Source organism: Micrococcus sp. NPDC078436, assembly GCF_040702705.1.
Taxonomy (GTDB): Bacteria; Actinomycetota; Actinomycetes; order Actinomycetales; family Micrococcaceae; genus Micrococcus.
The window spans coordinates 53,873-76,797 of the sequence record NZ_JBFBLX010000001.1; the positions used below are offsets into that span (position 1 = coordinate 53,873).

A 22,925-nucleotide genomic window follows, 5' to 3' on the forward strand; every position below is an offset into this window, starting at 1 on the left:
TGGGACCTCCCGCGGACACCGGTGCCGCCCTTAGTGTAGGAACCGTGCGCCGCCAACCGGGCGGTCCGCACCAGCAAGAGAACCACCCAGACGGACCCGCACCCATCCTTCGCGGTCCTCGACAGTGGCTCCCGGACGCCCGCCTCGCAGCGGGCAGGCCGAGGGCCTCGATCGAAGACCAGGACGATGGCACCGACGCGGGCTCGTCGTCCTGAAAGGAGGGACCCCATGGAAGGTCCTGAGATCACGTTCGCCGAAGCCGTCATCGACAACGGTGCCTATGGCACCCGCACCGTCCGGTTCGAGACCGGCCGCCTCGCCCAGCAGGCCGCCGGCGCCGCGATGGTGTACATCGACGAGGAGACGTCGATGCTGTCCGCCACCACGGTGGGCAAGTCCCCGCGCGAGGGCTTCGACTTCTTCCCCCTCACGGTGGACGTCGAGGAGCGCATGTACGCCGCCGGCCGCATCCCCGGCTCGTTCTTCCGCCGCGAGGGCCGTCCGTCCACGGACGCCATCCTCACCTGCCGCCTGATCGACCGCCCGCTGCGCCCCGCGTTCGTCAAGGGCATCCGCAACGAGGTGCAGGTCGTCGTGACCGTCACCTCCATCGCGCCCGACGAGATCTACGACACCGTGGCCATCAACGCCGCCTCGCTGTCCACGCAGCTCTCCGGCCTGCCGTTCTCCGGCCCCATCGGCGGCGTCCGCGTCGCGCTGATGGACGACGGCTCCGGCAAGCGCCAGTGGGTCGCCTTCCCGAAGCACTCGCAGCTCAAGGACGCCGTGTTCAACATGGCCGTCGCCGGCCGCGTCTCGGGCGACGACGTCGCGATCATGATGGTCGAGGCCGAGGCCACCCCCGACTCCTGGACCCTCATCAAGGACTCCGGCGCCTCCGCGCCCACCGAGGAGGTCGTGGCCGAGGGCCTCGAGGCCGCCAAGCCGTTCATCCGCGCGCTGTGCGAGGCCCAGGCCGACCTGGCCGCCCGCGCCGGCAAGGCGCCCGTCGAGGTGCCGGTCTTCAAGGACTACGAGGACGACGCGTACGCCGCCGTCGAGAAGCTCGCCTCGAAGCGCCTCACCGAGATCTTCTCGATCGGGGACAAGCAGGAGCGCGAGTCCGCCTCGGACGACTACCAGCGCGAGGTCATCGAGAAGCTGGCCGGCGAGGGCGAGAAGTTCGCCGACCGCCGCGGCGAGATCGCCAAGGCCTACGGCTCCGTGACCAAGCAGGTCGTGCGCCAGCGCATCCTCAAGGAGCAGGTCCGCATCGACGGCCGCGGCCTCACGGACATCCGCAAGCTCACCGCCGAGGTCGAGGTCCTGCCCCGCGTGCACGGCTCCGCGATCTTCGAGCGCGGCGAGACCCAGATCATGGGCGTCACCACGCTCAACATGCTCAAGATGGAGCAGCAGATCGACTCGCTGGCGCCGGAGACGTCCAAGCGCTACATGCACCACTACAACTTCCCGCCGTACTCCACCGGCGAGACCGGCCGCGTGGGCTCGCCCAAGCGCCGCGAGATCGGCCACGGCGCGCTCGCCGAGCGTGCGCTCGTGCCGGTGCTGCCGGAGCGCGAGGAGTTCCCCTACGCGATCCGCCAGGTCTCCGAGGCCCTCGGCTCCAACGGCTCCACGTCGATGGGCTCCGTGTGCGCCTCCACCCTGTCCCTGCTGAACGCGGGCGTGCCGCTGCGCGCTCCCGTGGCCGGCATCGCGATGGGCCTGGTCTCCGCCGAGGTGAACGGCCAGACCCAGTACGCGGCCCTGACCGACATCCTGGGCGCCGAGGACGCGTTCGGCGACATGGACTTCAAGGTGGCAGGCACCTCGGAGTTCGTCACCGCGATCCAGCTGGACACCAAGCTCGACGGCATCCCGGCCTCCGTGCTGGCCGCCGCGCTGACCCAGGCCCGCGAGGCCCGTCTGCACATCCTCTCCGTGCTCAACGCGGCGATCGACACCCCGGACGAGCTGGCGCCCACCGCGCCGCGCATCATCGCCGTGAAGATCCCCGTGGACAAGATCGGTGCGGTCATCGGCCCCAAGGGCGCCATGATCAACCAGATCCAGGACGACACGGGCGCGGACATCTCGATCGAGGACGACGGCACCGTGCTCATCGGCGCGACCGACGGCCCCTCGGCCGAGGCCGCCCGCTCGGCCGTGAACGCGATCGCCAACCCGCAGGTCCCCGAGATCGGCGAGCGCTACCTCGGCACCGTGGTGAAGTTGACCACCTTCGGCGCCTTCGTCTCGCTCACCCCGGGCAAGGACGGCCTGCTGCACATCTCCGAGCTCCGGAAGATGAACGGCGGCAACCGCGTGGACGACGTCGAGGACGTCCTCGGCGTGGGCCAGAAGGTCCAGGTCGAGATCACCAAGATCGACGACCGCGGCAAGCTCTCTCTCTCCCCGGTCGTGGCCGACGACGCCGCGGACTCGGAGACCGAGGACGCCATCGAGTCCTCGCAGACCGAGGCCTGATCCCGGTGATCCGGGGCTGAGGCCCATCGCCTCCGCCTGACGCACGACGACGCCGCGCCCTCCGCTGGAGGGTGCGGCGTCGTCGTCGTACGGGGGGGCAAGGCCGGGGCAGGGCCGGGTCAGCGCCGGGACAATGCCGCGACGGCGATGCTGACCAGCAGCGCGGGCACCCATGCGCCCAGCCTCATCATCACGAAGAACACGATCTCCCACCCGAGGTCCCAGCCTCCGGCGTGCGTCCCGGAGTCGAGGATCATCGCGCCGGCGGCGAATCCCGCGACATAGGCCGCGAGGCCGCCGAGGACGAGCCGGGCCGGGCCGGTGCGGCGCGTGAGGAGCAGGAGCCCCGTGACGGCCGCCCATGCGAGCGGACCGAGCACCACGATCGGATCCAGGCCGGGGAGGAGAGCGCTCCAGGTGAACCCGCTGCCGTCGAGGAGAGTGGGCACCAGGGCCTGCGTGACGTAGATCAGCAGGGCGCCGACCGCGACGAGCAGCACGGTGCGGGCGGGGCCGGGGGAGCGGCTGGACCGGCTCGATCGGGAGGGGACGGACGCGCTCATGACGTCAGACTAGGCCGCGTGAGGCGGCATGCGCAGGGGGGCGGGCACCGTCCCGACCGCTCCTCCACAATTCTGGGCGGCTCGCTCAACCCGTCCGGGACCCTTCGTGGCGTGGGGGTCATGGATGAGCGGACGGTGACGCGCGGGGCGCGGGCGCGGAGCGGGGCGGAGGCCCCCGCCCTGGGCGAGCCCTGTGAAGATCCGGCGCGCGTCCCTCATCTGGATCAGCCGCTGTGCCCGGATCGGCCATCCTCCCCGGGCCTCACTCGCACAGCGGATCTGGGCCACCGGCCCCTGGGCGCCGACCACGTCGTCGACGTCGTCCGGGAGCGGGCCGCCGCCGACCTCCCTGAGGACGAGTCCGCCTGCCTCGAGGCCGTTCGCGCGCTCGAGGAGCTCAAGGCCTCCGCCTCCGCCGCCCAGGCGACGCTCACGGCCCGTCTCCACGCGCTGCGCTCCGCAGCCGAGGGGGAGCGGGGCATCGCCCGGCGGGACCGCTGCCGTGGGCTGGGCGCGGAGGTCGCGCTCGCCCGGCGGGAGTCTCCCCACCGCGGCGGTCGGCACGTGGGCATGGACCGTGCTCTCGTCCACGAGATGCTGCTCACGCTGACGGCCCTCACCCGCGGCCTGATCTCGGAGGAGCACGCGACGGTCATGGTGCGGGAGAGCATCTGGCTCGAGCCCGAGCAGCGCCGCCGGGTGGACGAGCTCATGGCGGACAGGCTCGGTGGGACGGGGATCCGTCGCCTCGGAGGCGAGGCCCGTGCTCACGCACTGCGGCTGGATCAGGCCGGCGCGGTGGAGCGTCGGGAGCGGTCCCCTGCGCAGCGGCGGGTGAGCGTGCGCCCGGCGCCGGCTGCCGCGGGCGCGGGCATGGCCCACCTGAGTGCGCTGCTGCCCCTCGAGCAGTCCGTCGCGGCGTTCGCCGGCCTCACCCGGGATGCGGCCACCATCGTGGGCACGGGCGACCATCCCCACGCGCACTCCACCGGTCGCTCCTCGGCCACGCCTGCGGTGCCGGTGCCGGTGCCGGTGACCCGGCGTGGCTCCCCGGTCACGGCCCCGTCCCGGGCGGCGTCGCCCGGGCCATGCTCGGCCCCGCCTCGAGCGGGGCGGGGGAGGACGGCGCGACGTCGGAGGACGCTTGTCTCCTTCTGCCCCGCCTCTCCACGGCACCGGAGTCCGGTCAGCTGCTCGCCATGGAGTCGCGGGCCCGGATCTTCCCTCCCCTGCTGCGCCGCAGGGTCACCCTGCGCGACGACCGGTGCCGCACCGCCGTGCACACCCCGCCTCCGCCGATCGGACAGAATGGCCAGCATGAGCATTCAGCGTGAGATCCCCCTGGACTTCGACGGCGTCCTCGCGGACGAGGGCAACGGGTCCGTCGTCCGGCGGTCCGTCCTCCCCGGCGGCGTGCGCGTCCTCACGGAGTCCATGCCGGACCAGCGCTCCGTCACCATCGGCTACTGGGTCGCGGTCGGCTCGCGGGACGAGTCCACCGACGGCTACGGCTCCACCCACTTCCTGGAGCACCTGCTCTTCAAGGGCACCGCCACCCGTTCGGCGATGGACATCGCCGCGGCCTTCGACCGCGTGGGCGGCGAGTCCAACGCGGGCACCGCGAAGGAGTCCACGGTCTACCACGCGCGCGTGCTCGACGAGGACCTCCCCATGGCCGTCGAGGTCCTCACGGACATGCTCACCTCGTCCGTCCTCGACCCGGACGAGCTCGAGACCGAGCGCGGCGTCATCCTGGAGGAGCTCGCGATGGACGCCGACGACCCCGTCGACGTCGCCCACGAGAAGCTCGCCGAGGTCATGCTGGACGGGCATCCGCTCGGCCGCCCCATCGGCGGCACCCCGGAGACCATCCTCGCCGTCAGCCGCGAGCGTGTCCTCGCCCACTACCGGCACTGGTACCGGCCGGACGAGCTGGTGGTCACCGCCGCGGGCCACCTGGACCACGACGTCGTCTGCGGCCTCGTCCTCGACGCCCTGCGCCGCTCCGGCTGGGACCTGGCTCCGGGGGCGTCCCCGGCGCCGCGGCGCGGCGTCGACACCGCGGGCGCCGCGGCCTCCCGCGTGCTGACCGGCACGCACACCGTGGAGAAGGCCGTGGAGCAGGCCAATGTGATCGTCGGCGGCCGCTCCCTCTCCACCACGGACCCGGACCGCTTCGCCCTCGGAGTCATGCAGTCCGTGCTCGGCGGCGGCATGTCCTCGCGGCTGTTCCAGGAGATCCGTGAGCGGCGCGGCCTCGCCTACTCCACGTACTCCTTCTCGGCGGGCTACTCCGACGCCGGCTACTACGGCCTCTACGCGGGCTGCCAGCCGGACCGGGTGGACGAGGTCTCCGCCCTCATGGAGGCCGAGCTCGACCGCATGGCCTCCGAGGACATCACGGCCGAGGAGCTCGACCGCGCCCACGGTCAGCTCTGCGGCGGCACCGTGCTGGGCATGGAGTCCACCGGCGCCCGCATGTCGCGCCTCGGCCGCGCCGAGCTGGTCACGGGCGAGTTCGTCGACCTCGCCGCCTCGCTCGAGCGAGTGCGCGCCGTCGACGTCGGCCAGGTCCGCGCCGTCGCCGCGCGTCTGGCGGCGGGGGAGCGGGGACGCGTCGTCGTCGCTCCGGCCTGAGGCGCGACCACTAAGCTGGATCCCATGTCTGACACCCCTCACGCTGCCCCCGAGGCCGCCCCGCGCGTGGCCGTCCTGGGCGCGAACGGCAAGATGGGCCGCCGGGCCGTCGAGGCCGTCCGTGCCGCCGAGGGCCTCGAGCTCGCCGCCGAGCTCGGCTCGCGGGACCCGCTGACGGCCGTCGTCGACGCCGGCGCCACCCACGTCCTGGACCTCACCGTCCCGGACGCCTCGCCGGACAACGTCGCCTTCGCGGTGGAGAACGGGCTCCACGCCGTCGTCGGGACCTCGGGGTGGGGCCCCGAGCGCCGCGTGGCTCTCGAGGCCCGGCTGGCCGAGCACCCCGGGGTCGGCGTGCTGATCGCCCCCAACTTCTCCGTGGGGTCGGTGCTCGCCTCCGCGTTCGCCGCCAAGGCGGCGCGGTGGTTCGAGTCGGTCGAGCTCATCGAGCTGCACCACCCCGCCAAGCTGGACGCCCCCTCCGGCACGGCGGTGCGCACCGCCGAGCTGATCGGCGACGCGCGGGCCGCGGCGGGCGTCGGCCCCTCGCCCGACGCGACGGAGCGTGATCCCGACGGAGCACGGGGCGCCGTCGTGAACGGGGTGCACGTGCACGCCGTGCGCTTGCGCGGCCTCGAGGCCCATCAGGAGGTCCTCCTGGGCGGGCCGGGGGAGCAGCTCGTGGTGCGCCACGATGCCTTCGACCGCGGCGCCTACATGCCGGGCGTCGTGCTGGGCCTCCGGACCGTGGCCTCCCGCCCCGGTCTCACCTACGGACTGGACGGATACCTCGACCTTGGCTGAGACCACCCGCTCGACCCTCGCGTCCAAGGTGTGGGTGGGCTTCACGAGCGCGCTCCTGCTCTTCTTCTCCGCGATCGCGGTGTACTTCGCCGTCGCCTTCATGTCTGCGCCCCAGTTCGTGGCGAAGGCCATCGGCGTCGCCGTGATCGTCGTGGTCGTCCTGGGCCTGCTCCTGCTGGCACGCGAGCTGCGCTTCGGTCTCCAGACGGAGCGGCTCGCCGGCATCCTGGCGGCCGACGGCGAGCTGCCCGCCGACGACCTGCCGCGCTCGCCCGGAGGCCGGATCGACCGCGCCGCGGCCGACGCCCAGTTCGAGACCTGCCGGGCCGAGGTCGAGGCTGCGCCGCGGGACTGGCGTGCCCGCTACCGGCTGTCCCTCGCCTACGACGCCGCAGGGGACCGCCGCCGGGCCCGTGCCGCGGCGCGCGACGCCGTCCGCCTGCACGCCGAGGGCTGAGCCCCCGCCGCCGCGGGCCTCACTCGCCCGCGCGGGAGAGCTCCGCGACGCCCGCCTCGAGCGGGCCCCGCCGCCCCGTGCGCAGCGCCGCGAAGCCCGCGCCCAGGCACAGGATCCAGAACGCGGCGACGACGGCCCCGCCCTCGGACGGCAGCCCCGCCGCGCCCAGCGCGGCGATGAGCACGAGGTGCCCCACGTAGAGGCTGAGCGTCACCCGCCCGGCCCCGGCGAGCGGGGCGAGCGCGGGGCGGAGGCCGCTCGCCCGCGCGGCCAGCAGGCACAGCCCCAGGACCGCCGCCGCCCAGCCCGCCGCGCGCATCGCCTCGAGCACGGATCCCGAGTGCGGGGCCACCACCGCGAGCCACAGCGGATCGGGCACGAGCCATGCGAGGCGGTGGTCCCCCGTGGCCAGGGCCGTCGGCAGCTCGGCGAGGGACACGCCCGTGCCGGCGGCGATCCGCTGGAGCTGTGCGGGGTCGTGGTGCTGCCACGAACCGGCCGCGCTCGCGGCCGCCCCGGCCACGGCGCCTCCGGCGAGCAGGGCCGCGGCCACGCGCGGACGCTCCAGCTCCAGGCGCCCCAGCCACAGGCCGAGCAGCAGGAAGCCGATCCACGAGAGGACGGGGTAGTAGCCGGTCAGCAGCAGGTCGGTGAGCAGCAGCCCCGGGGTGAGGAGGTGCTCCGGGGCGGGGGTGACCCACAGGCGGGCGTCCATGAGGAACTCCTCCTGCCCCAGCAGGGCCTGCCCCGCCGCGCTGAGCGCGAAGACCAGCACGGGGCCGCCGATCAGCCCGACCCCCGCCGGCAGTGCGAGCGCGCGGGCCCGCATCCCCAGGAACGGCAGGGCGAGGAGGAAGAGGAGTCCGTCGTGGCACAGGATCACGGCCACGGGCGTCCCCAGCCACGCGCACACCAGCCCGAGCGCGAAGAGCAGGCCGGCGCGGCGGGCGATCCGGCGGCGCAGCAGGGGCAGGCGGGCCGGGTCCGCTCCGGCCGCCCCGCCCGTCATGAGGGCGAGGCCCACCCCGGCGAGTGTGACGAAGAGGACCGAGGCCAGCCCCCCGAAGAGGAGGTGGGCCAGGCTCGGCTCCCCGTCGGCGTCGAGGGGGGCGGTGACGTGCACGGCGACCATCCCCAGCAGGGCGACGCCACGGGCGGCGTCCACTCCGGCCAGCCGTGCGGGCGGGGCGGGGTGCGTCATCTAGGCTCCTCGGAGGGCGGGGTGGGCGCCCGGGTCCCGGACGCAGGCATTCTCGCAGGTAGGCTGGAGAGCATGAACGCCGCCCGTCACACCACCGCCCCCACCGAGAAGCTCTTCGGCACGGTGGTCCCGGCCATGGTGACGCCCATGACCAAGGACGGTGCCGTGGACCTCGCGGCCGCGCAGTCGCTCGCCGCCCACCTCGTCGACCAGGGCGCCGACGGCCTCGTGGTCACCGGCACGACGGGGGAGACCTCCACGCTCACCGACGCGGAGAACCTGGACATGTTCCGGGCCGTGGTCGAGGCCGTGGGGGACCGCGCCGCGGTCATCGCCGGCACCGGCACCAACGACACCGCGCACAGCCTGCACCTGTCCCGCCTCGCCGCGAAGACCGGCGTGGACGGCCTGCTGCTGGTCACCCCGTACTACAACAAGCCCAACCAGGCGGGCATCCGCGCACACTTCGAGACCATCGCGGACGGCGTCGACCTGCCGATCATGCTCTACGACATCCCGGGCCGCTCCGTGATGCCGATCCAGCCCGAGACGCTCATCGCGCTCGCGGCGCACCCGAACATCCGGGCGCTCAAGGACGCCAAGGGCGACCTGCAGTCCACCACCACGGTCCTCGCGCACTCGGACCTGGACCTCTACTCCGGCGACGACGGCGCGACCCTGCCGCTCATGGCGCTCGGCGCCGTCGGCGTCGTCTCCGTGGCCGCGCACGTGGCCCCCGCCCTGTACCGCGCCCTCGTGGACGCGGTGGCGGCCGGAGACCTGACCGCCGCCCGCGAGCACCACTTCGCCCTGGACCCCGTCCAGCGCGGCATCATGACCCACGTCCAGGGGGCCGTGGCCGCGAAGGCCGTGCTCGCCGCCCAGGGCCACATTCCCTCCGCAGCCGTGCGGCTGCCCCTCGTCCCGGCGACCGCCGACGAGCTCTCCCTCATCCGCGCCGACCTCGCCGAGGCCGGCATCACCTTCTGACAAGGACTCCCTCACATGACTCCAGGCAACCGCCTGTCCACCCCGCCCAAGCTCGCCCGTGACACCTGCCGCATCGTGCAGCTCGGCGGCCTCGAGGAGGTCGGCCGCAACATGGTCACCTTCGAGATCGACGGCAAGATCCTGATCGTCGACTGCGGCGTGCTCTTCCCCGAGGAGACCCAGCCGGGCGTGGACCTGATCCTCCCCGACTTCGACTACATCCGGGACCGCCTCGACGACGTCGTCGGCATCGTGCTGACCCACGGTCATGAGGACCACATCGGCGCCGTGCCCTACCTCCTGCGCCTGCGCAAGGACATCCCGCTGATCGGCTCCAGGCTGACGCTGGCCCTCATCGAGGCCAAGCTCGAGGAGCACCGCATCAAGCCGGTCCTCGTCCCGGTGACGGAGGGGGACGTCGAGGAGTACGGCCCCTTCGAGTGCGAGTTCGTGGCCGTGAACCACTCCATCCCGGACGCCCTCGCCGTCGCCATCCACACGGACGCAGGCAGCATCCTGCACACCGGAGACTTCAAGATGGACCAGCTGCCGCTCGACGGCCGCATCACGGACCTGCGCTCCTTCGCCCGTCTCGGCGAGGAGGGCGTGGACCTGTTCATGACCGACTCCACGAACGCCGAGGTCCCCGGGTTCACCACCACGGAGAAGGAGATCGGCCCCACGCTGGAGCGCTACTTCGCCACGGCCGAGCGCCGCATCGTCGTCGCCTCGTTCTCCTCGCACGTGCACCGCGTCCAGCAGGTGCTCGACGCCGCCGCGAAGCACAAGCGCAAGGTCGCCTTCGGCGGCCGCTCGATGATCCGGAACATGACGATCGCGCAGAAGCTGGGCTACCTCAACGTGCCCAACGGGATCCTCGTGGACATCCGCAAGATCGACAAGTACCGGGACGACGAGGTCGTCCTCATGGTCACCGGCTCCCAGGGCGAGCCCATGGCCGCGCTGTCCCGCATGGCCAACGGCGACCACCAGGTGCAGCTGCAGGAGGGGGACCTCGTGGTCCTCGCCTCCTCGCTCATCCCGGGCAACGAGAACTCCGTGTTCCGTGTGATCAACGGGCTCATGAAGCTCGGCGCGCAGGTGGTCCACAAGGGCATGGCCAAGGTCCACGTCTCCGGCCACGCCTCCGAGGGCGAGCTGCTCTACTGCTACAACATCGTGGAGCCCGAGTACGTCATGCCCGTGCACGGCGAGACGCGCCACCTCATCGCCAACGGCCGCATCGCCGAGAAGACGGGTGTGCCGAAGGAGAACGTCATCCTGGCCGCCAACGGCACCGTGGTGGACATGACCGACGGCCGCGTGCAGATCGTCGGCGAGGTCGACTGCGGCTACGTCTACGTGGACGGCTCCTCCGTGGGCGAGATCTCCGACCTCGACCTCAAGGACCGCCGTGTGCTGGGCGAGGAGGGCTTCATCTCCATCGTCACCGTCGTCAACCGCCAGAGCGGCGCGATCGTGTCCGGCCCGGACGTGCACGCCCGCGGCGTGGCCGAGGACGAGAAGGTCTTCGAGGAGATCAAGCCGAAGATCGCCCGCGCCATCGAGGAGGCCGTGCAGGGCCAGAAGGAGCACACCACGCAGCAGCTGCAACAGGTCGTGCGCCGCACCATGGGCACGTGGGTCAACCGCCGCCTGCGCCGCCGCCCCATGATCGTACCGGTGATCCTCGAGGCCTGACACGCCTGCGGGCGCTGTCGCGTCCGCCCCGGACGGTACCGTGGAGGGCATGGCGACCCGCACTTCCCCCCCGCGGTCGTCGTCCTCCTCGTCGAAGACCCGAGCCGGCTCCACCGCCGCCCGGGCCTCCGCCGGGAAGGGCGCGACCGCCGCTGCCTCCGATCAGCCCCCCGCCCCTGTCCGCGCCCTGCGCGCGGCGTGGATGGGAGTGGCGACCCCCGTGGGCGCGCTCTTCCGCAAGCTCGGCCGTGACGTGCGCATCCCGCGCGACGAACGCCGGGACGGCACGGGCCTGCTCCTGCTGATCGTCGCCGCGGTCATCGCCGCGGTGGAGTGGTGGGGCCTGCGGGAGACGCCGGGCTTCGGCGAGGTGGTCCACCGCGTGGTGGGCGGCACCGTGGGATGGTTCGCCTTCCTGCTGCCGCTCGCCCTGCTCGTGGTGGCGGTGCGGTGCTTCCGCACGCCCCAGGAGCTGCGCGCCAACGGCCGCATCATCATCGGCCTGCTCATGGCCACGGTGGCGGGCAGCGGCCTCGCCCACCTGGCCGGCGGGCTGCCCTCGGCCGCAGAGTCCTTCGAGGACGTGCTGCACGCCGGCGGCATGGTCGGCTACCTCGCGACCGTCCCGCTCGCCTCGCTCCTGACGGCCGTCCCCGTGTGGGTGCTCATGGCCGCCCTCGCCTTCTTCTCCCTGCTCGTCCTCACCGCCACCCCGCTGGGGTCCATCCCGCAACGGATCACGGGCGCGTACGACTGGCTCACCGGCCAGGACCCCGAGGGCGCCTCGGCCCGCCGCGCCGAGCGCCGGGACGCACGCCGTGAGCGGCGCGCCGCCGGGGAGGAGGCCGCGGAGCCCGCGCGCACCCACCCCGACCACGACCAGTCCTACCTCGACGCCGTGGGCAGCCACGCCGCGGAGGACTCCGCGCGTCCCCGCCCGGGCCTGTTCGCCCGCCTCTTCGGGCGGCGTGACCGCGGCCGGGACGCTGCATCCGAACGCGGCCACGAGAGTGCCGCCTACGACTCTCCCGTGATCCTGGACTCCGCGGCCGGGGCCGGCTCCCACGCCGCCGGGACCGCGGAGGCCGCGGAGGCCACGGAGGAGGACGCCACGCTCGTGCTCGAGCCGCGCGCCGCCGCGCCCGCCCCCCGCCGTCCCGCGCGGGGCCAGCAGGGCGTGTTCGACGCGGAGGAGCACCTGGCCGCTCCCGCGGCCCGCGGCGACGCCACCGCCGAGTCGTTCGACCCCTGGGTGGACGAGGACGCGGCCCCGGTGCTTCCCCCGGGGGTCAAGCGCCCCACCGCCGCCGACCGGGCCCTCGAGCGGGTCCGCGAGCACGCCCGCGCCCGTCACGCCGCCACGCCGGACGGCGAGGCGGAGGAGCCGACGCAGCCTGTGGAGGAGGCGGCCGAGCCCGAGGAGGAGTCGGCGTCGGCCGTGCCTGCCCCGGTGCCGGCGGTGAGCACGCCGGCCCCCGTGCCGCCCATGACCGCCGCTCCGGCCCGGGGCCGGCAGGCCGAGCTCGGCGGGGACGCCGCGTACACGCTGCCCCAGTCGGACCTGCTGCCCGCTGGCCCGCAGCCGAAGGAGCGCTCCGAGGCCAACGACCGCGTCGTCGCCGCGCTGACCACCACGTTCACCGAGTTCAAGGTGGACGCGCAGGTCACCGGCTTCTCCCGCGGCCCCACCGTCACGCGCTACGAGGTCGAGGTCGCCCCCGGCACCAAGGTGGAGAAGGTCACGGCGCTCGAGAAGAACATCGCCTACGCGGTGGCCTCCTCCGACGTGCGCATCCTCAGCCCCATCCCCGGCAAGCGCGCCATCGGCATCGAGATCCCCAACCCGGACAAGGAGGTGGTGGTGCTCGGCGACGTCCTGCGCTCGCAGGCCGCGCACCGCACCGACCACCCGATGGTCATGGGCGTCGGCAAGGACGTGGAGGGCGGCTACGTGGTGGCCAACCTCGCGAAGATGCCGCACATGCTCGTCGCCGGCGCCACCGGCGCGGGCAAGTCCTCGTTCGTGAACTCGATGATCACCTCGATCCTCATGCGGGCCACCCCGGACGAGGTCCGCATGGTCATGGTCGACCCCAAGCGCGTGGAGCTCACGGCCTACGAGGGCGTCCCGCACCTCGTGACGCCCATCATCACGAACCCCAAGAAGGCCGCCGAGGCCCTCCAGTGGGTGGTGAAGGAGATGGACACCCGCTACGACGACCTCGCGGCGTTCGGCTTCAAGCACGTGGACGACTTCAACAAGGCGGTGCGCGCGGGGCAGGTGAAGCTGCCGCCGGACTCCAAGCGCGTCCTCCGGCCGTACCCGTACCTGCTGGTGATCGTGGACGAGCTCGCGGACCTCATGATGGTCGCCCCGCGGGACGTCGAGGACTCGATCGTGCGCATCACCCAGCTCGCGCGCGCCGCCGGCATCCACCTGGTGCTCGCCACCCAGCGCCCCTCCGTGGACGTCGTCACCGGCCTGATCAAGGCCAACGTGCCCTCCCGCATGGCGTTCGCGACGTCCTCCGTCACGGACTCCCGCGTGGTGCTCGACCAGCCCGGCGCCGAGAAGCTCCTGGGCCAGGGCGACGCGCTCTTCCTGCCCATGGGCAAGTCGAAGCCCATGCGCGTGCAGGGCGCGTGGGTGAACGAGTCCGAGATCCACGCGGTCGTGGAGCATGTGAAGGCCCAGATGCAGGTGCAGTACCGGGACGACGTGGTGCCGGAGAAGACCGAGAAGGTCATCGACGAGGACATTGGCGACGATCTGGACCTGCTCCTGCAGGCGGTCGAGCTCGTGGTGACCACCCAGTTCGGCTCGACCTCCATGCTGCAGCGCAAGCTCCGCGTGGGCTTCGCGAAGGCCGGCCGCCTCATGGACCTCATGGAGTCCCGCGGCGTCGTCGGCCCCTCCGAGGGGTCGAAGGCGCGCGACGTGCTGGTCAAGCCCGACGAGGTGGCCGAGGTGCTCGCCGCGATCTCGGGGGACACCCCGCCGGCGGGGCCTGCTCCGGCGCCTGCGCCGTCGTCGTCCGCGGCACCGCGTGACCTGGTGGCCGAGGACCTCGACTCCCGTCCGCAGGCCCAGGCCTGGGACGATGGGGAGGACGAGGGGGAATCCGAGGACGCATGGGAGCTGACGGGCAGATGAGCACGGAGCGGACGGCCGAGGGCCGAGCGGGGGAGCGGCCGTCGGCCTGGAACCTGCCGAACATCCTCACGAGCGTGCGGATCCTGATGGTCCCCTTCTTCGTGTGGGTGCTGTGGGCGGGCGGGCCGTGGGGCCAGGACTCGCTCACGGCGCGCTGGGTGGCCTTCGGGCTGTTCGCGGCGGCCATGTACACGGACAAGCTCGACGGCGACATCGCCCGCGCGCGCGGGCTGATCACGGACTTCGGGAAGATCGCGGACCCGATCGCGGACAAGCTGCTCACGGGGGCCGCGCTCGTGGTCTTCTCCCTCCTGGGCGAGCTGTGGTGGTGGGTGACGATCGTGATCCTCGTGCGCGAATGGGGCATCACCCTCATGCGCTTCGTGGTGATCCGGTACGGCGTCATGCCGGCCGGCCGCGGCGGCAAGCTGAAGACCGTGCTGCAGGCGGCGGGCATCGGCCTGTTGCTCATGCCGCTGGGCGCCCTGGTGGGCGGCTGGTGGCCGTGGCTGGGCTGGACCGTGATCGGCGTGGCCACCGCGCTGACGGTGGTCACCGGCGTGGAGTACGTCCGCGACGCCGCCGCGCTCCGCCGGGACGCGCTCGCGGGCCGGACCGCCGCATGAGCACGGCCGCGCAGGTGGTCGCCCGCTTCGCCCGGGACGAGCTGACGCTGGCGACCGCCGAGTCGCTCACTGCGGGCCTCGTGGCCGCCACCCTCGCGGACGTGCCGGGCGCCTCTGCCGTCCTGCAGGGCGGTGTGGTGGCGTACCAGAACCGCGTGAAGGCGGAGGTGCTCGGCGTCGAGGCGGCGTTGCTGGCCGAGCGCGGGGCCGTGGATCCCGGGGTGGCCGAGGCCATGGCGCGCGGTGCGCGCCGGGTGCTGGGCGCCGACGTCGGCGTGGCGACCACCGGCGTGGCCGGGCCGGAGCCCCATCAGGGCAAGCCGGTGGGGACCGTGTTCATCGCGCTGGCGTGGACGGACGAGGCGGGCGTGGAGCAGGCCGAGGCGTGGGGGCTGCGCCTGCCGGGCGACCGGGCCGCGATCCGCCGGGGGACCGTGGTCGCGTGCCTCGAGCGGCTCGCCACCGCGGGGGAGCGTCGCGGGGGTTCCTGAGCGCGGTGCGGCCGAGCGGGAATGAACCCGGCCTCCAGCCGGTTGAATGGAACGAGTCAAGAAGACGGCCGTGGGGGATCAGGCCCCCGTCCGGCGTCCTCAGCGAAAGTCCAGGAGCACGCGATAGACATGATGCGACACCCCGTCCATGCCAACGGCATCACCCGCTGGGTCGGCGAGCAGCCTCGCCCCCGCGCGGAGACCCCCGACATCAAGGAGCGCACAATGCCCGTCCTCCGGCACGAGATCGGCGACGTCCTGCGTGACGTGCGCCAGCGGCAGGGCCGCACGCTCCGCGAGGTCTCCCACGACGCCCGCGTCTCCCTCGGCTACCTCTCCGAGGTGGAGCGCGGCCAGAAGGAGGCCTCCTCCGAGCTGCTGGCCTCCATCTGCGGGGCGCTCGACGTCCCCCTGTCCTTCATGCTCCGCGAGGTCTCGGACCGCCTTGCCGAGCAGGAGGGCGTGGTCATCCCGGACACCGTGCCCGAGGGCATGGGCGAGGCCGGCGCCGCGGAGCTGGGCTCCCTGGCCGGCCGCTGATCCCCACCGCTCCGCCTCCGGGCGCCCTGCCATCACGGCGGGGCGCCCGTGTGCATGCGGGGGAGGCCGGCCCCGGGCGAGGGGCCGCGCCCCCGCGAGGAGGAGTCCGTGACGAGCAGAGGAGGGCCACCGTGCGGGTGAGCGAGTTCTGGAGACTGATGGACGACGAGTTCGGCGCCGCGCGCGCCGCGGTCGAGGCGGACAGCCTGCACCTGCCGGGACTGGACGCCACGGCGCGGGAGGCGCTGTCCGCGGGCGTGGATCCGCGGGCCGTGTGGCGGGCCGTCTGCGAGCTGAACGACATCCCCGCCGAACGGCGTCTCGGGCGGGACGTGCCGCCGACGCGCTGACCCTGCGGCGGGTCGGGGCACCGCTTCGAACACGTGTTCGAATCCATGGGGTAGAGTCCTGCACAGCCGCAGGGGCCGCCGGCCCGTGCACAGCAGACTGGGTGCGCGCCTAACGTGTCCGCCCCACCTCGTAGTGTCACTGACATGGCCGAGGCGGGCGTCGCAGAGTCCCGCACGAGCACAGACCACATCAAGGGGTGAAGGATGAGCAACGTGACGGATCGTGAGAAGGCCCTCGAGGCGGCACTGGCCCAGATCGACAAGCAGTTCGGCAAGGGCTCCGTCATGCGCCTGGGCGATCAGACCCAGGCGCCGGTGGAGGTCATCCCGACCGGCTCGGTGGCCATGGACGTGGCCCTGGGCATCGGCGGCCTCCCGCGGGGGCGCGTGGTGGAGATCTATGGCCCGGAGTCCTCGGGCAAGACCACGCTCGCCCTGCACGCGGTGGCCAACGCCCAGCGCAACGGCGGCATCGCGGCGTTCATCGACGCGGAGCACGCGCTGGACCCGGCCTACGCCCGCAAGCTCGGCGTGGACACGGACGCGCTGCTGGTCAGCCAGCCGGACACGGGCGAGCAGGCCCTTGAGATCATGGACATGCTGGTCTCCTCCGGCACCCTGGACATCGTCGTCATCGACTCCGTGGCGGCCCTGACGCCGCGCGCGGAGATCGAGGGTGAGATGGGCGACTCCCACGTGGGTCTCCAGGCCCGCCTGATGTCCCAGGCGCTGCGCAAGATCACCGGCCGCCTGCACCAGACCAAGACCACCGCTATCTTCATCAACCAGCTGCGCGAGAAGATCGGCGTGTTCTTCGGCTCCCCGGAGACCACCACCGGCGGCAAGGCCCTCAAGTTCTACGCCTCCGTGCGCATCGACGTGCGCCGCATCGAGACGCTGAAGGAGGGCGGCAACCCCGTCGGCAACCGCACGCGCGTCAAGATCGTGAAGAACAAGATGGCCCCGCCCTTCAAGCAGGCCGAGTTCGACATCCTCTACGGGGTGGGCATCTCCCGTGAGGGTGGGCTGATCGACATGGGCGTCGAGGAGGGCATCGTCAAGAAGTCCGGCGCCTGGTTCACGTACGACGGGGACCAGCTGGGCCAGGGCAAGGAGAACGCCCGCCGGTTCCTCAAGGACAACCCGGACCTGGCCCTCGAGATCGAGCAGCGCATCCTCACGAAGCTCGGCATCGGCGTGGACCCGGAGGCCGCCGAGGAGGACGGGGCGCCGGTCCTCGCGGCCGTGGCGGGTGACACCAAGGCCTGATGTCGGGGCACGGCGCCGGGTTCGACGACTCCCGGGACTCCGAGGTGGCCCGGCTCTGGCTCGACCTGGCCGGGCTGGATCCCGCCGCGGCCTCGCCGGCGGAACCGGCGCCTCCGGAGCCGGCGGACCTGAGCGCGCTCCTCACGCGGGCGAGCGACCTGCCCAGCCCCGCGCCGACCACGGGCGGGGTCACGCCACTGCCGTGGACCAGCGGCGCGAGGACGGTTCCGGGCCCGACGACGGCGCCGGGCACGAAGAAGCGTCGCGCGCCGAAGGCCGCCGCGCCCTCGTCCCCGCCCGCTCCGGAGCCTGAGCCGTCCGTCGTGGGCCGCAGCGCCGAGGCGTCGGACGAGGCCGCGCGTCCTCGCCGACGTCGTCGGCCGGGGCCCGCGCCCCTGCCCGCGGACCCCCGGGAGCGCGCGGAGGCCGCGCGCGAGGTCGTGCTGCGGCAGCTCGCGATGGGCCCGCGCTCGCGCGGCCAGCTCGAGCGCAAGCTCGCGGAGCGCGAGGCCGAGCCGGAGCTGATCGAGCAGGTGCTCGACCGCTTCGAGGAGGTGCGGCTCGTGGACGACGCCGCCTTCGCCGAGGTGTGGGTGCGCAGTCGTCACCGCGGCCGGGGCCTGTCCCGCCGGGCCATCGGCCGGGAGCTGCACGAGAAGGGCGTGGACCGGGACGTCGCCGAGGAGGCCCTCGAGGCCATCGAGCCGGAGGACGAGCGCGCCGCCGCCCTCGAGCTCGCCCGCCGCCGGATGCGCGGGAAGACGGTGCCGCCGGCCGACTCCCCGGAGAACCGCGCCGAGCGGGACAAGGCGGTGCGCCGCCTCGTCGGGATGCTCGGTCGGAAGGGCTACGCCCCCGGACTCGCGTTCGGGGTGGTCACGGAGGTCCTCGGGGAGCACGAGGCGGACGCCTCCTAGAATGGTCCGGTGACTCTGACGGACCCCGCCCCCGCCCTCCCGCACGACGGCCTCACCTACGAGGTCCGCACCTTCGGGTGCCAGATGAACGTGCACGACTCCGAGCGCATCTCCGGCCTCCTGGAGTCGACCGGCTACGCCCCCGCGGGCGAGGGCCACCAGCCGGACCTCGTCGTGTTCAACACGTGCGCCGTCCGCGAGAACGCGGACAACCGCCTCTACGGCAACCTCGGCAACCTCCGCTCCGTGAAGGCCGCGCACCCAGGCCTGCAGATCGCCGTCGGCGGCTGTCTCGCCCAGAAGGACCAGGCGACCATCCAGGCGAAGGCGCCCTGGGTGGACGTCGTCTTCGGCACCCACAACATCGGCTCCCTGCCCGTGCTGCTCGAGCGCTCCCGCCACAACGCCGAGGCCGAGATGGAGATCCTCGAGTCCCTCGAGGTGTTCCCCTCCACGCTGCCCACCAAGCGCGACTCCACGCACTCCGGCTGGGTCTCGATCTCCGTGGGCTGCAACAACACGTGCACGTTCTGCATCGTCCCGAGCCTGCGCGGCAAGGAGAAGGACCGCCGCCCGGGGGAGATCCTCGCCGAGGTGCAGGCGCTCGTGGACGCCGGCGCCGTGGAGGTCACCCTCCTCGGCCAGAACGTGAACTCCTACGGCGTCGAGTTCGGCGACCGCGGCGCCTTCGCGAAGCTGCTGCACGCGTGCGGTCAGATCGAGGGCCTCGAGCGCGTGCGCTTCACGAGCCCCCACCCGGCCGCCTTCACCGACGACGTCATCGACGCGATGGCCGAGACCCCGAACGTCATGCCCCAGCTGCACATGCCCCTGCAGTCCGGCTCGGACCGGATCCTCAAGGCCATGCGCCGCTCGTACCGCTCCACCCGGTTCCTCGGCATCCTCGAGCGGGTCCGCGAGCGCATCCCGCACGCGGCCATCACCACCGACATCATCGTGGGCTTCCCGGGGGAGACCGAGGAGGACTTCGCGGAGACGATGCGCGTGGTCGAGGCCTCCCGCTTCGCCTCGGCGTTCACCTTCCAGTACTCCATCCGCCCCGGGACGCCGGCGGGCGAGATGGAGGACCAGGTGCCCAAGGCCGTCGTGCAGGAGCGCTTCGAGCGGCTCGTCGCGCTGCAGGACCGCATCTCCGCGGAGGAGATGGCCACCCTCGCGGGCACGCGGCAGGAGCTGCTCGTCACCGCCGACTCCGGCTCGAAGGCGGCCGAGCGCGGCCGCCTCGCCGGACGCGCGAAGGACAATCGGCTCGTGCACTTCTCCGTGCCCGAGGGCGCCGAGACGCCCCGCCCGGGCGACTTCGTCACCGTGACCGTCACCGAGGCGCGCCCGTTCTTCGCGATCGCGGATCCGGGCCCCGAGGACTACGCCCTGCGCCGCACGCGCGCCGGCGACGCGTGGGACCGGGCCCAGGCCGAGTCCTGCGGCGTCCCCGGCCCGGGCGCGACGGACGGGACGGCCCCCTCCGCCTCCGGGGCGACGCGCCTCGGCATGCCGACGATCCGCCCGCGCGGGTGAGCATGCCGGCCGCGCGCCCGCCCGTCGTCGCCGTGGTGGGGGCGACGGCGACCGGCAAGTCCGCTCTCGCCGTCGCCCTCGCGCACCGGCTGGACGGGGAGATCGTCAACGGTGACGCGCTGCAGCTCTACCGCGGCATGGACGTGGGCACCGCGAAGGTCACGGAGGCCGAGCGCGAGGGCGTCCCGCACCATCTCCTCGACGTCCTGGACGTGCGCGAGGAGGCCTCCGTCGCGGACTTCCAGCGGCGCGCCCGCGAGCTGTTCGCGCAGATCCGGGCGCGGGGTCGCCCCCCGATCCTCGTCGGCGGGTCGGGCCTGTACGTCCGTGCGGCCCTCGACGAGCTGGAGTTCCCTCCCACCGATCCGGCGGTCCGCGGGGAGGTCGAGGCCCAGCTGGCCGCACGCGGGGAGGCCGCGCTGCGGGCCGAGCTCGCCGCCGTCGACCCGGTCTCCGCGGAGAAGGTCGCGGACGAGCGGCGCCTGGTGCGCGCCCTCGAGGTGCACCGGATCACGGGCCGGCCGTTCTCGGCGTTCATGCCGCGGCGGCGCTACGAGGATTCCGTGGCGCCGGCCGTGCAGCTCGGGCTGCGGATCGACCGCGCCGTGCTCCACGCGCGCATCGCCGCGCGCGTCGCGGCCATGGTGGACGCCGGGCTCGTCGAGGAGGTGCGGCGCCTCGACGCCGCCGGCCTGCGGGAGGGGCGCACCGCCTCCCAGGCCATCGGGTACGCGCCCGTGCTCGAGGTCCTCGACGGCACCGCGAGCCTGGGCGACGCCGTCGAGCGCACCGTGGTGGCCACCCGGCGCTTCGCCCGCCGCCAGGAGACGTGGTTCCGCGCCGATCCCCGCGTGCGCTGGGTCGACGCCCTCGCCCCCGACGTCCTCGAGCGCTCCCTCGCGGTGCTCGCCGCCGAGCCCGCCTCCTAGACTGGCCCGCATGAGCCTCCTGCCCGGCGCCTCCGCCGTCGTCGACACCACGCCCACGCTGCCCTTCACGAAGGGCCACGGCACGGGCAACGACTTCGTGCTGATCGCCGACCCGGACGGCAACGCGCACCTCGAGCCCTCCCGCGTCGCGATGCTCGCGGACCGCCACCAGGGGATCGGCGCCGACGGCGTCATCCGCGCCGTGCGTTCGGCGCACCTCCCCGAGGGCCGCGAGGTGCTGGCGGCGGCTCCCGAGGCCGAGTGGTTCATGGACTACCGCAACGGGGACGGCTCGGTCGCCGAGATGTGCGGCAACGGTGTGCGCGTCTTCGTCCACTTCCTCGTGGAGAAGGAGCTCGTGGACCTGCCCGTCGGCTCGGCGCTGACCATCGGAACCCGCGCGGGCGCGAAGTCCGTCACCCGCATGGAGCACGGCTACGCGATCGACATGGGCCCCTGGAGCCTGATCGACCCGGAGCTCGCGGAGGACGCGGCCGCCGACTCGATGGTGCGCGCCACCGGGCTGACGGACGCCCGTCCCGGCCTGAGCATCTCGATGGGCAACCCCCACACGGTGGTCCCGCTCGGGGCGTTCGCAGAGCTCGAGGCGCTGGAGCTGCACACGGCTCCCGAGGTGGACCCCGAGCCGCCGCACGGCACCAACGTGGAGTTCGTGGCCGCCCACGAGCCGCTCGTCAAGGGGGGCGTGGGCCGGGTGCGGATGCGCGTGCACGAGCGCGGCGTGGGGGAGACCCAGTCGTGCGGCACCGGCGCGTGCGCGGCCGCGGCGGCCATGCGCGTGTGGGCCGGGCCCGAGGGCGCGGACTCGTGGCTCGTGGAGGTCCCGGGCGGCGTGCTGGCGGTGGACTTCGTCCTGGCCTCCGACGGAGAGGAGCACGTCGTCCTCGCGGGGGCCGCCGAGCTCGTGTTCGACGGCGAGCTGCGCGGCTGAGACCCGGTCGCCGGCCGACGCTCCGGCCGCGGGTCAGGCCTGCCGGGTCACCGTCAGGATGCGGAACCCCTTGACGGTCGCCGCGCGCCGCACGGTGAACGCCCCCGGGGTGCGGTCCTCGAGCATCCCGGCGATCCAGGGCTGCAGCGAGTCGGCCCCGAGGTTCTTCTGCACCACGAGCCACGCCTCGCCGCCCGGGTTCAGCGCGGGCAGCCAGCGCTCCAGCAGCTCGTGGAGCACCTCCTTGCCCACGCGGATGGGCGGGTTGGACCAGATGAGGTCGAAGCCCGCGTCCGCCGGCACGTCCTCGGGCCGCAGGAACACCGCGTTCTCGGCGCCCACGGCGGCCGCGTTCTCCCGGGCCAGACCGATCGACCGCTCGTTCACCTCGACGCCGGTCACATGGGCCTCGGGCGAGCGCAGTGCGAGCGTGAGGGCGAGCGGTCCCCAGCCCGCGCCGACGTCGAGGAAGGCGCCGTGCGACGGCGGCACGGGGACCACGGAGAGCAGGGCGGCGGTGCCCTTGTCGATCCCGTCGGGCGAGAAGATCCCGTTGGCCGTCTGCACGGCCACGGTCCGGCCCGCGAGCTCGACCTCGATCCGCCGGCGTCGCTCGGGCGTCCCGGGGTCGGGGGAGAAGTAGTGGGCTGGCTGACTCACGCGGACCATCGTAGTCAGGCGGTGGGCCGCGGACCGTCTCGCCTGGCCGGCGCCGTTCACGGGGACCGTGGCGTGGTCGGCGGCGCCGGGGCGGCCTGCGGCGCCATGTCGGAGAGGGTGTTCGCCCACGGGGGAGAGGCTTCCCGCTGCGGTGAGGGCCGGGTAGGGTGTCATTCATGTTCCTGCTGTTCGCCTGACGCCCGCCGTGGAGCCCCGCTCCGGCCGCCGTCACACCCCGCATCCCGCCCCTGAGGCGTCGCCTCCGTGCGCCCGGGCCCCGCTGACGCGAACAGGACATCCCCATGAGCATCACGCTGCGCCCTGCGCGCCCGCCGGACACTCCGAGCTGGCTGCGCTGCCGCGCCCTGTCCTTCCCCTCGACCCGGTGGGTCGCCGTCGGCTCGGGCGGTGAGGTCCTCGGGATCCTCGACGTCGAGCCCGGCGCGGAGGGCGCCGAGGAGGCCGGCCCCGCCATGATCGACGCGATCGCCGTCCACCCCGACCACGAGGGCAGGGGGATCGCCACCGCACCGTTGGAGGCGCTGATCGCGCGGCCGCCTGAGGGAACCGGCCGGCTGGACGCGTGGACCCGCGAGGACGTCGCCCGAGCTCCACAGGACCGCTAGCGCGTCCGCCCCACCCACTACGCTGATTC

20 protein-coding genes are annotated in these 22,925 nt (G+C 73.5%); 17 read left to right on the forward strand and 3 right to left on the reverse strand.

Annotation, left to right across the window (positions count from 1 at the left end; genetic code table 11):
- Nucleotides 1-228: 228 nt before the first annotated feature.
- On the forward strand, nucleotides 229-2,490 hold the full coding sequence (locus AB0302_RS00265) for a polyribonucleotide nucleotidyltransferase (protein WP_298714704.1): 2,262 nt from the start codon (nucleotides 229-231) through the stop codon (nucleotides 2,488-2,490).
- A gap of 119 nt (nucleotides 2,491-2,609) precedes the next feature.
- Here the strand turns inward: AB0302_RS00265 and AB0302_RS00270 are convergent, their stop codons facing one another.
- On the reverse strand, nucleotides 2,610-3,053 hold the full coding sequence (locus AB0302_RS00270; protein WP_298714707.1) for a hypothetical protein: 444 nt from the start codon (nucleotides 3,051-3,053) through the stop codon (nucleotides 2,610-2,612).
- Nucleotides 3,054-4,370: 1,317 nt separating this feature from the next.
- Between AB0302_RS00270 and AB0302_RS00275 the strand changes: the two genes are divergently transcribed.
- Genes AB0302_RS00275 through AB0302_RS00285 form a run of 3 tightly spaced genes read left to right on the forward strand, consistent with a single transcriptional unit; the run spans nucleotide 4,371 to nucleotide 6,951 of the window.
- Entirely contained in the window at nucleotides 4,371-5,690 is a 1,320-nt protein-coding gene (locus AB0302_RS00275) for a pitrilysin family protein (protein WP_319074714.1), read from the forward strand.
- A 24-nt stretch (nucleotides 5,691-5,714) separates the two neighbouring features.
- A complete protein-coding gene (gene dapB / locus AB0302_RS00280) occupies nucleotides 5,715-6,494 on the forward strand; it encodes a 4-hydroxy-tetrahydrodipicolinate reductase (protein ID WP_298712721.1) in 780 nt (259 codons plus the stop codon).
- Entirely contained in the window at nucleotides 6,487-6,951 is a 465-nt protein-coding gene (locus AB0302_RS00285; protein ID WP_248115252.1) for a hypothetical protein, read from the forward strand. The genes dapB and AB0302_RS00285 overlap by 8 nt, the downstream gene beginning before the upstream one ends.
- 19 nt (nucleotides 6,952-6,970) lie before the next feature.
- Here the strand turns inward: AB0302_RS00285 and AB0302_RS00290 are convergent, their stop codons facing one another.
- Nucleotides 6,971-8,152 (reverse strand): heparan-alpha-glucosaminide N-acetyltransferase domain-containing protein, encoded by a 1,182-nt coding sequence (locus AB0302_RS00290; RefSeq protein WP_366370182.1) that lies wholly within the window; start codon nucleotides 8,150-8,152, stop codon nucleotides 6,971-6,973.
- Between the two features lie 72 nt (nucleotides 8,153-8,224).
- Between AB0302_RS00290 and dapA the strand changes: the two genes are divergently transcribed.
- The 12 genes from dapA to dapF all read left to right on the forward strand — a co-directional run bounded on the left by dapA (nucleotide 8,225) and on the right by dapF (nucleotide 21,610).
- Complete coding sequence (dapA, locus tag AB0302_RS00295; RefSeq protein WP_248115250.1) at nucleotides 8,225-9,142, forward strand: 4-hydroxy-tetrahydrodipicolinate synthase; 918 nt, start codon at nucleotides 8,225-8,227, stop codon at nucleotides 9,140-9,142.
- A gap of 15 nt (nucleotides 9,143-9,157) precedes the next feature.
- Nucleotides 9,158-10,843 carry a ribonuclease J gene (locus AB0302_RS00300; protein WP_366370183.1) on the forward strand — a complete coding sequence of 562 codons (1,686 nt, stop codon included), beginning with the start codon at nucleotides 9,158-9,160 and terminating at the stop codon, nucleotides 10,841-10,843.
- A gap of 49 nt (nucleotides 10,844-10,892) precedes the next feature.
- Entirely contained in the window at nucleotides 10,893-13,997 is a 3,105-nt protein-coding gene (locus AB0302_RS00305) for a DNA translocase FtsK 4TM domain-containing protein (protein WP_366370184.1), read from the forward strand.
- On the forward strand, nucleotides 13,976-14,623 hold the full coding sequence (locus AB0302_RS00310) for a CDP-alcohol phosphatidyltransferase family protein (protein WP_366370185.1): 648 nt from the start codon (nucleotides 13,976-13,978) through the stop codon (nucleotides 14,621-14,623). Before AB0302_RS00305 ends, AB0302_RS00310 begins: the two co-directional genes overlap by 22 nt.
- Nucleotides 14,620-15,114, forward strand: coding sequence for a nicotinamide-nucleotide amidohydrolase family protein (locus AB0302_RS00315; protein WP_298712737.1), 495 nt, complete (start codon nucleotides 14,620-14,622; stop codon nucleotides 15,112-15,114). The genes AB0302_RS00310 and AB0302_RS00315 overlap by 4 nt, the downstream gene beginning before the upstream one ends.
- A gap of 129 nt (nucleotides 15,115-15,243) precedes the next feature.
- Nucleotides 15,244-15,654, forward strand: coding sequence for a helix-turn-helix transcriptional regulator (locus AB0302_RS00320; protein ID WP_282442432.1), 411 nt, complete (start codon nucleotides 15,244-15,246; stop codon nucleotides 15,652-15,654).
- Between the two features lie 131 nt (nucleotides 15,655-15,785).
- Entirely contained in the window at nucleotides 15,786-16,004 is a 219-nt protein-coding gene (locus AB0302_RS00325) for a DUF3046 domain-containing protein (RefSeq protein ID WP_248115245.1), read from the forward strand.
- A 204-nt stretch (nucleotides 16,005-16,208) separates the two neighbouring features.
- Nucleotides 16,209-17,273: a recombinase RecA gene (recA, locus tag AB0302_RS00330; RefSeq protein ID WP_248115244.1), complete on the forward strand. Its 1,065-nt coding sequence runs from the start codon at nucleotides 16,209-16,211 to the stop codon at nucleotides 17,271-17,273.
- Nucleotides 17,273-18,190: a regulatory protein RecX gene (locus tag AB0302_RS00335; RefSeq protein WP_366370186.1), complete on the forward strand. Its 918-nt coding sequence runs from the start codon at nucleotides 17,273-17,275 to the stop codon at nucleotides 18,188-18,190. The genes recA and AB0302_RS00335 overlap by 1 nt, the downstream gene beginning before the upstream one ends.
- A gap of 9 nt (nucleotides 18,191-18,199) precedes the next feature.
- Nucleotides 18,200-19,729, forward strand: coding sequence for a tRNA (N6-isopentenyl adenosine(37)-C2)-methylthiotransferase MiaB (miaB, locus tag AB0302_RS00340; RefSeq protein ID WP_366370187.1), 1,530 nt, complete (start codon nucleotides 18,200-18,202; stop codon nucleotides 19,727-19,729).
- A 2-nt stretch (nucleotides 19,730-19,731) separates the two neighbouring features.
- Nucleotides 19,732-20,658 carry a tRNA (adenosine(37)-N6)-dimethylallyltransferase MiaA gene (gene miaA / locus AB0302_RS00345; RefSeq protein WP_366370188.1) on the forward strand — a complete coding sequence of 309 codons (927 nt, stop codon included), beginning with the start codon at nucleotides 19,732-19,734 and terminating at the stop codon, nucleotides 20,656-20,658.
- Nucleotides 20,659-20,668: 10 nt separating this feature from the next.
- Nucleotides 20,669-21,610 carry a diaminopimelate epimerase gene (gene dapF / locus AB0302_RS00350; RefSeq protein ID WP_248115242.1) on the forward strand — a complete coding sequence of 314 codons (942 nt, stop codon included), beginning with the start codon at nucleotides 20,669-20,671 and terminating at the stop codon, nucleotides 21,608-21,610.
- A gap of 33 nt (nucleotides 21,611-21,643) precedes the next feature.
- Here the strand turns inward: dapF and AB0302_RS00355 are convergent, their stop codons facing one another.
- Nucleotides 21,644-22,279 carry a methyltransferase gene (locus AB0302_RS00355; RefSeq protein WP_366370189.1) on the reverse strand — a complete coding sequence of 212 codons (636 nt, stop codon included), beginning with the start codon at nucleotides 22,277-22,279 and terminating at the stop codon, nucleotides 21,644-21,646.
- Nucleotides 22,280-22,572: 293 nt separating this feature from the next.
- On the opposite strand from AB0302_RS00355, the gene AB0302_RS00360 reads away from it, so the two are divergent.
- Entirely contained in the window at nucleotides 22,573-22,896 is a 324-nt protein-coding gene (locus AB0302_RS00360; protein WP_366370190.1) for a GNAT family N-acetyltransferase, read from the forward strand.
- The last annotated feature ends 29 nt before the right edge of the window (nucleotides 22,897-22,925 follow it).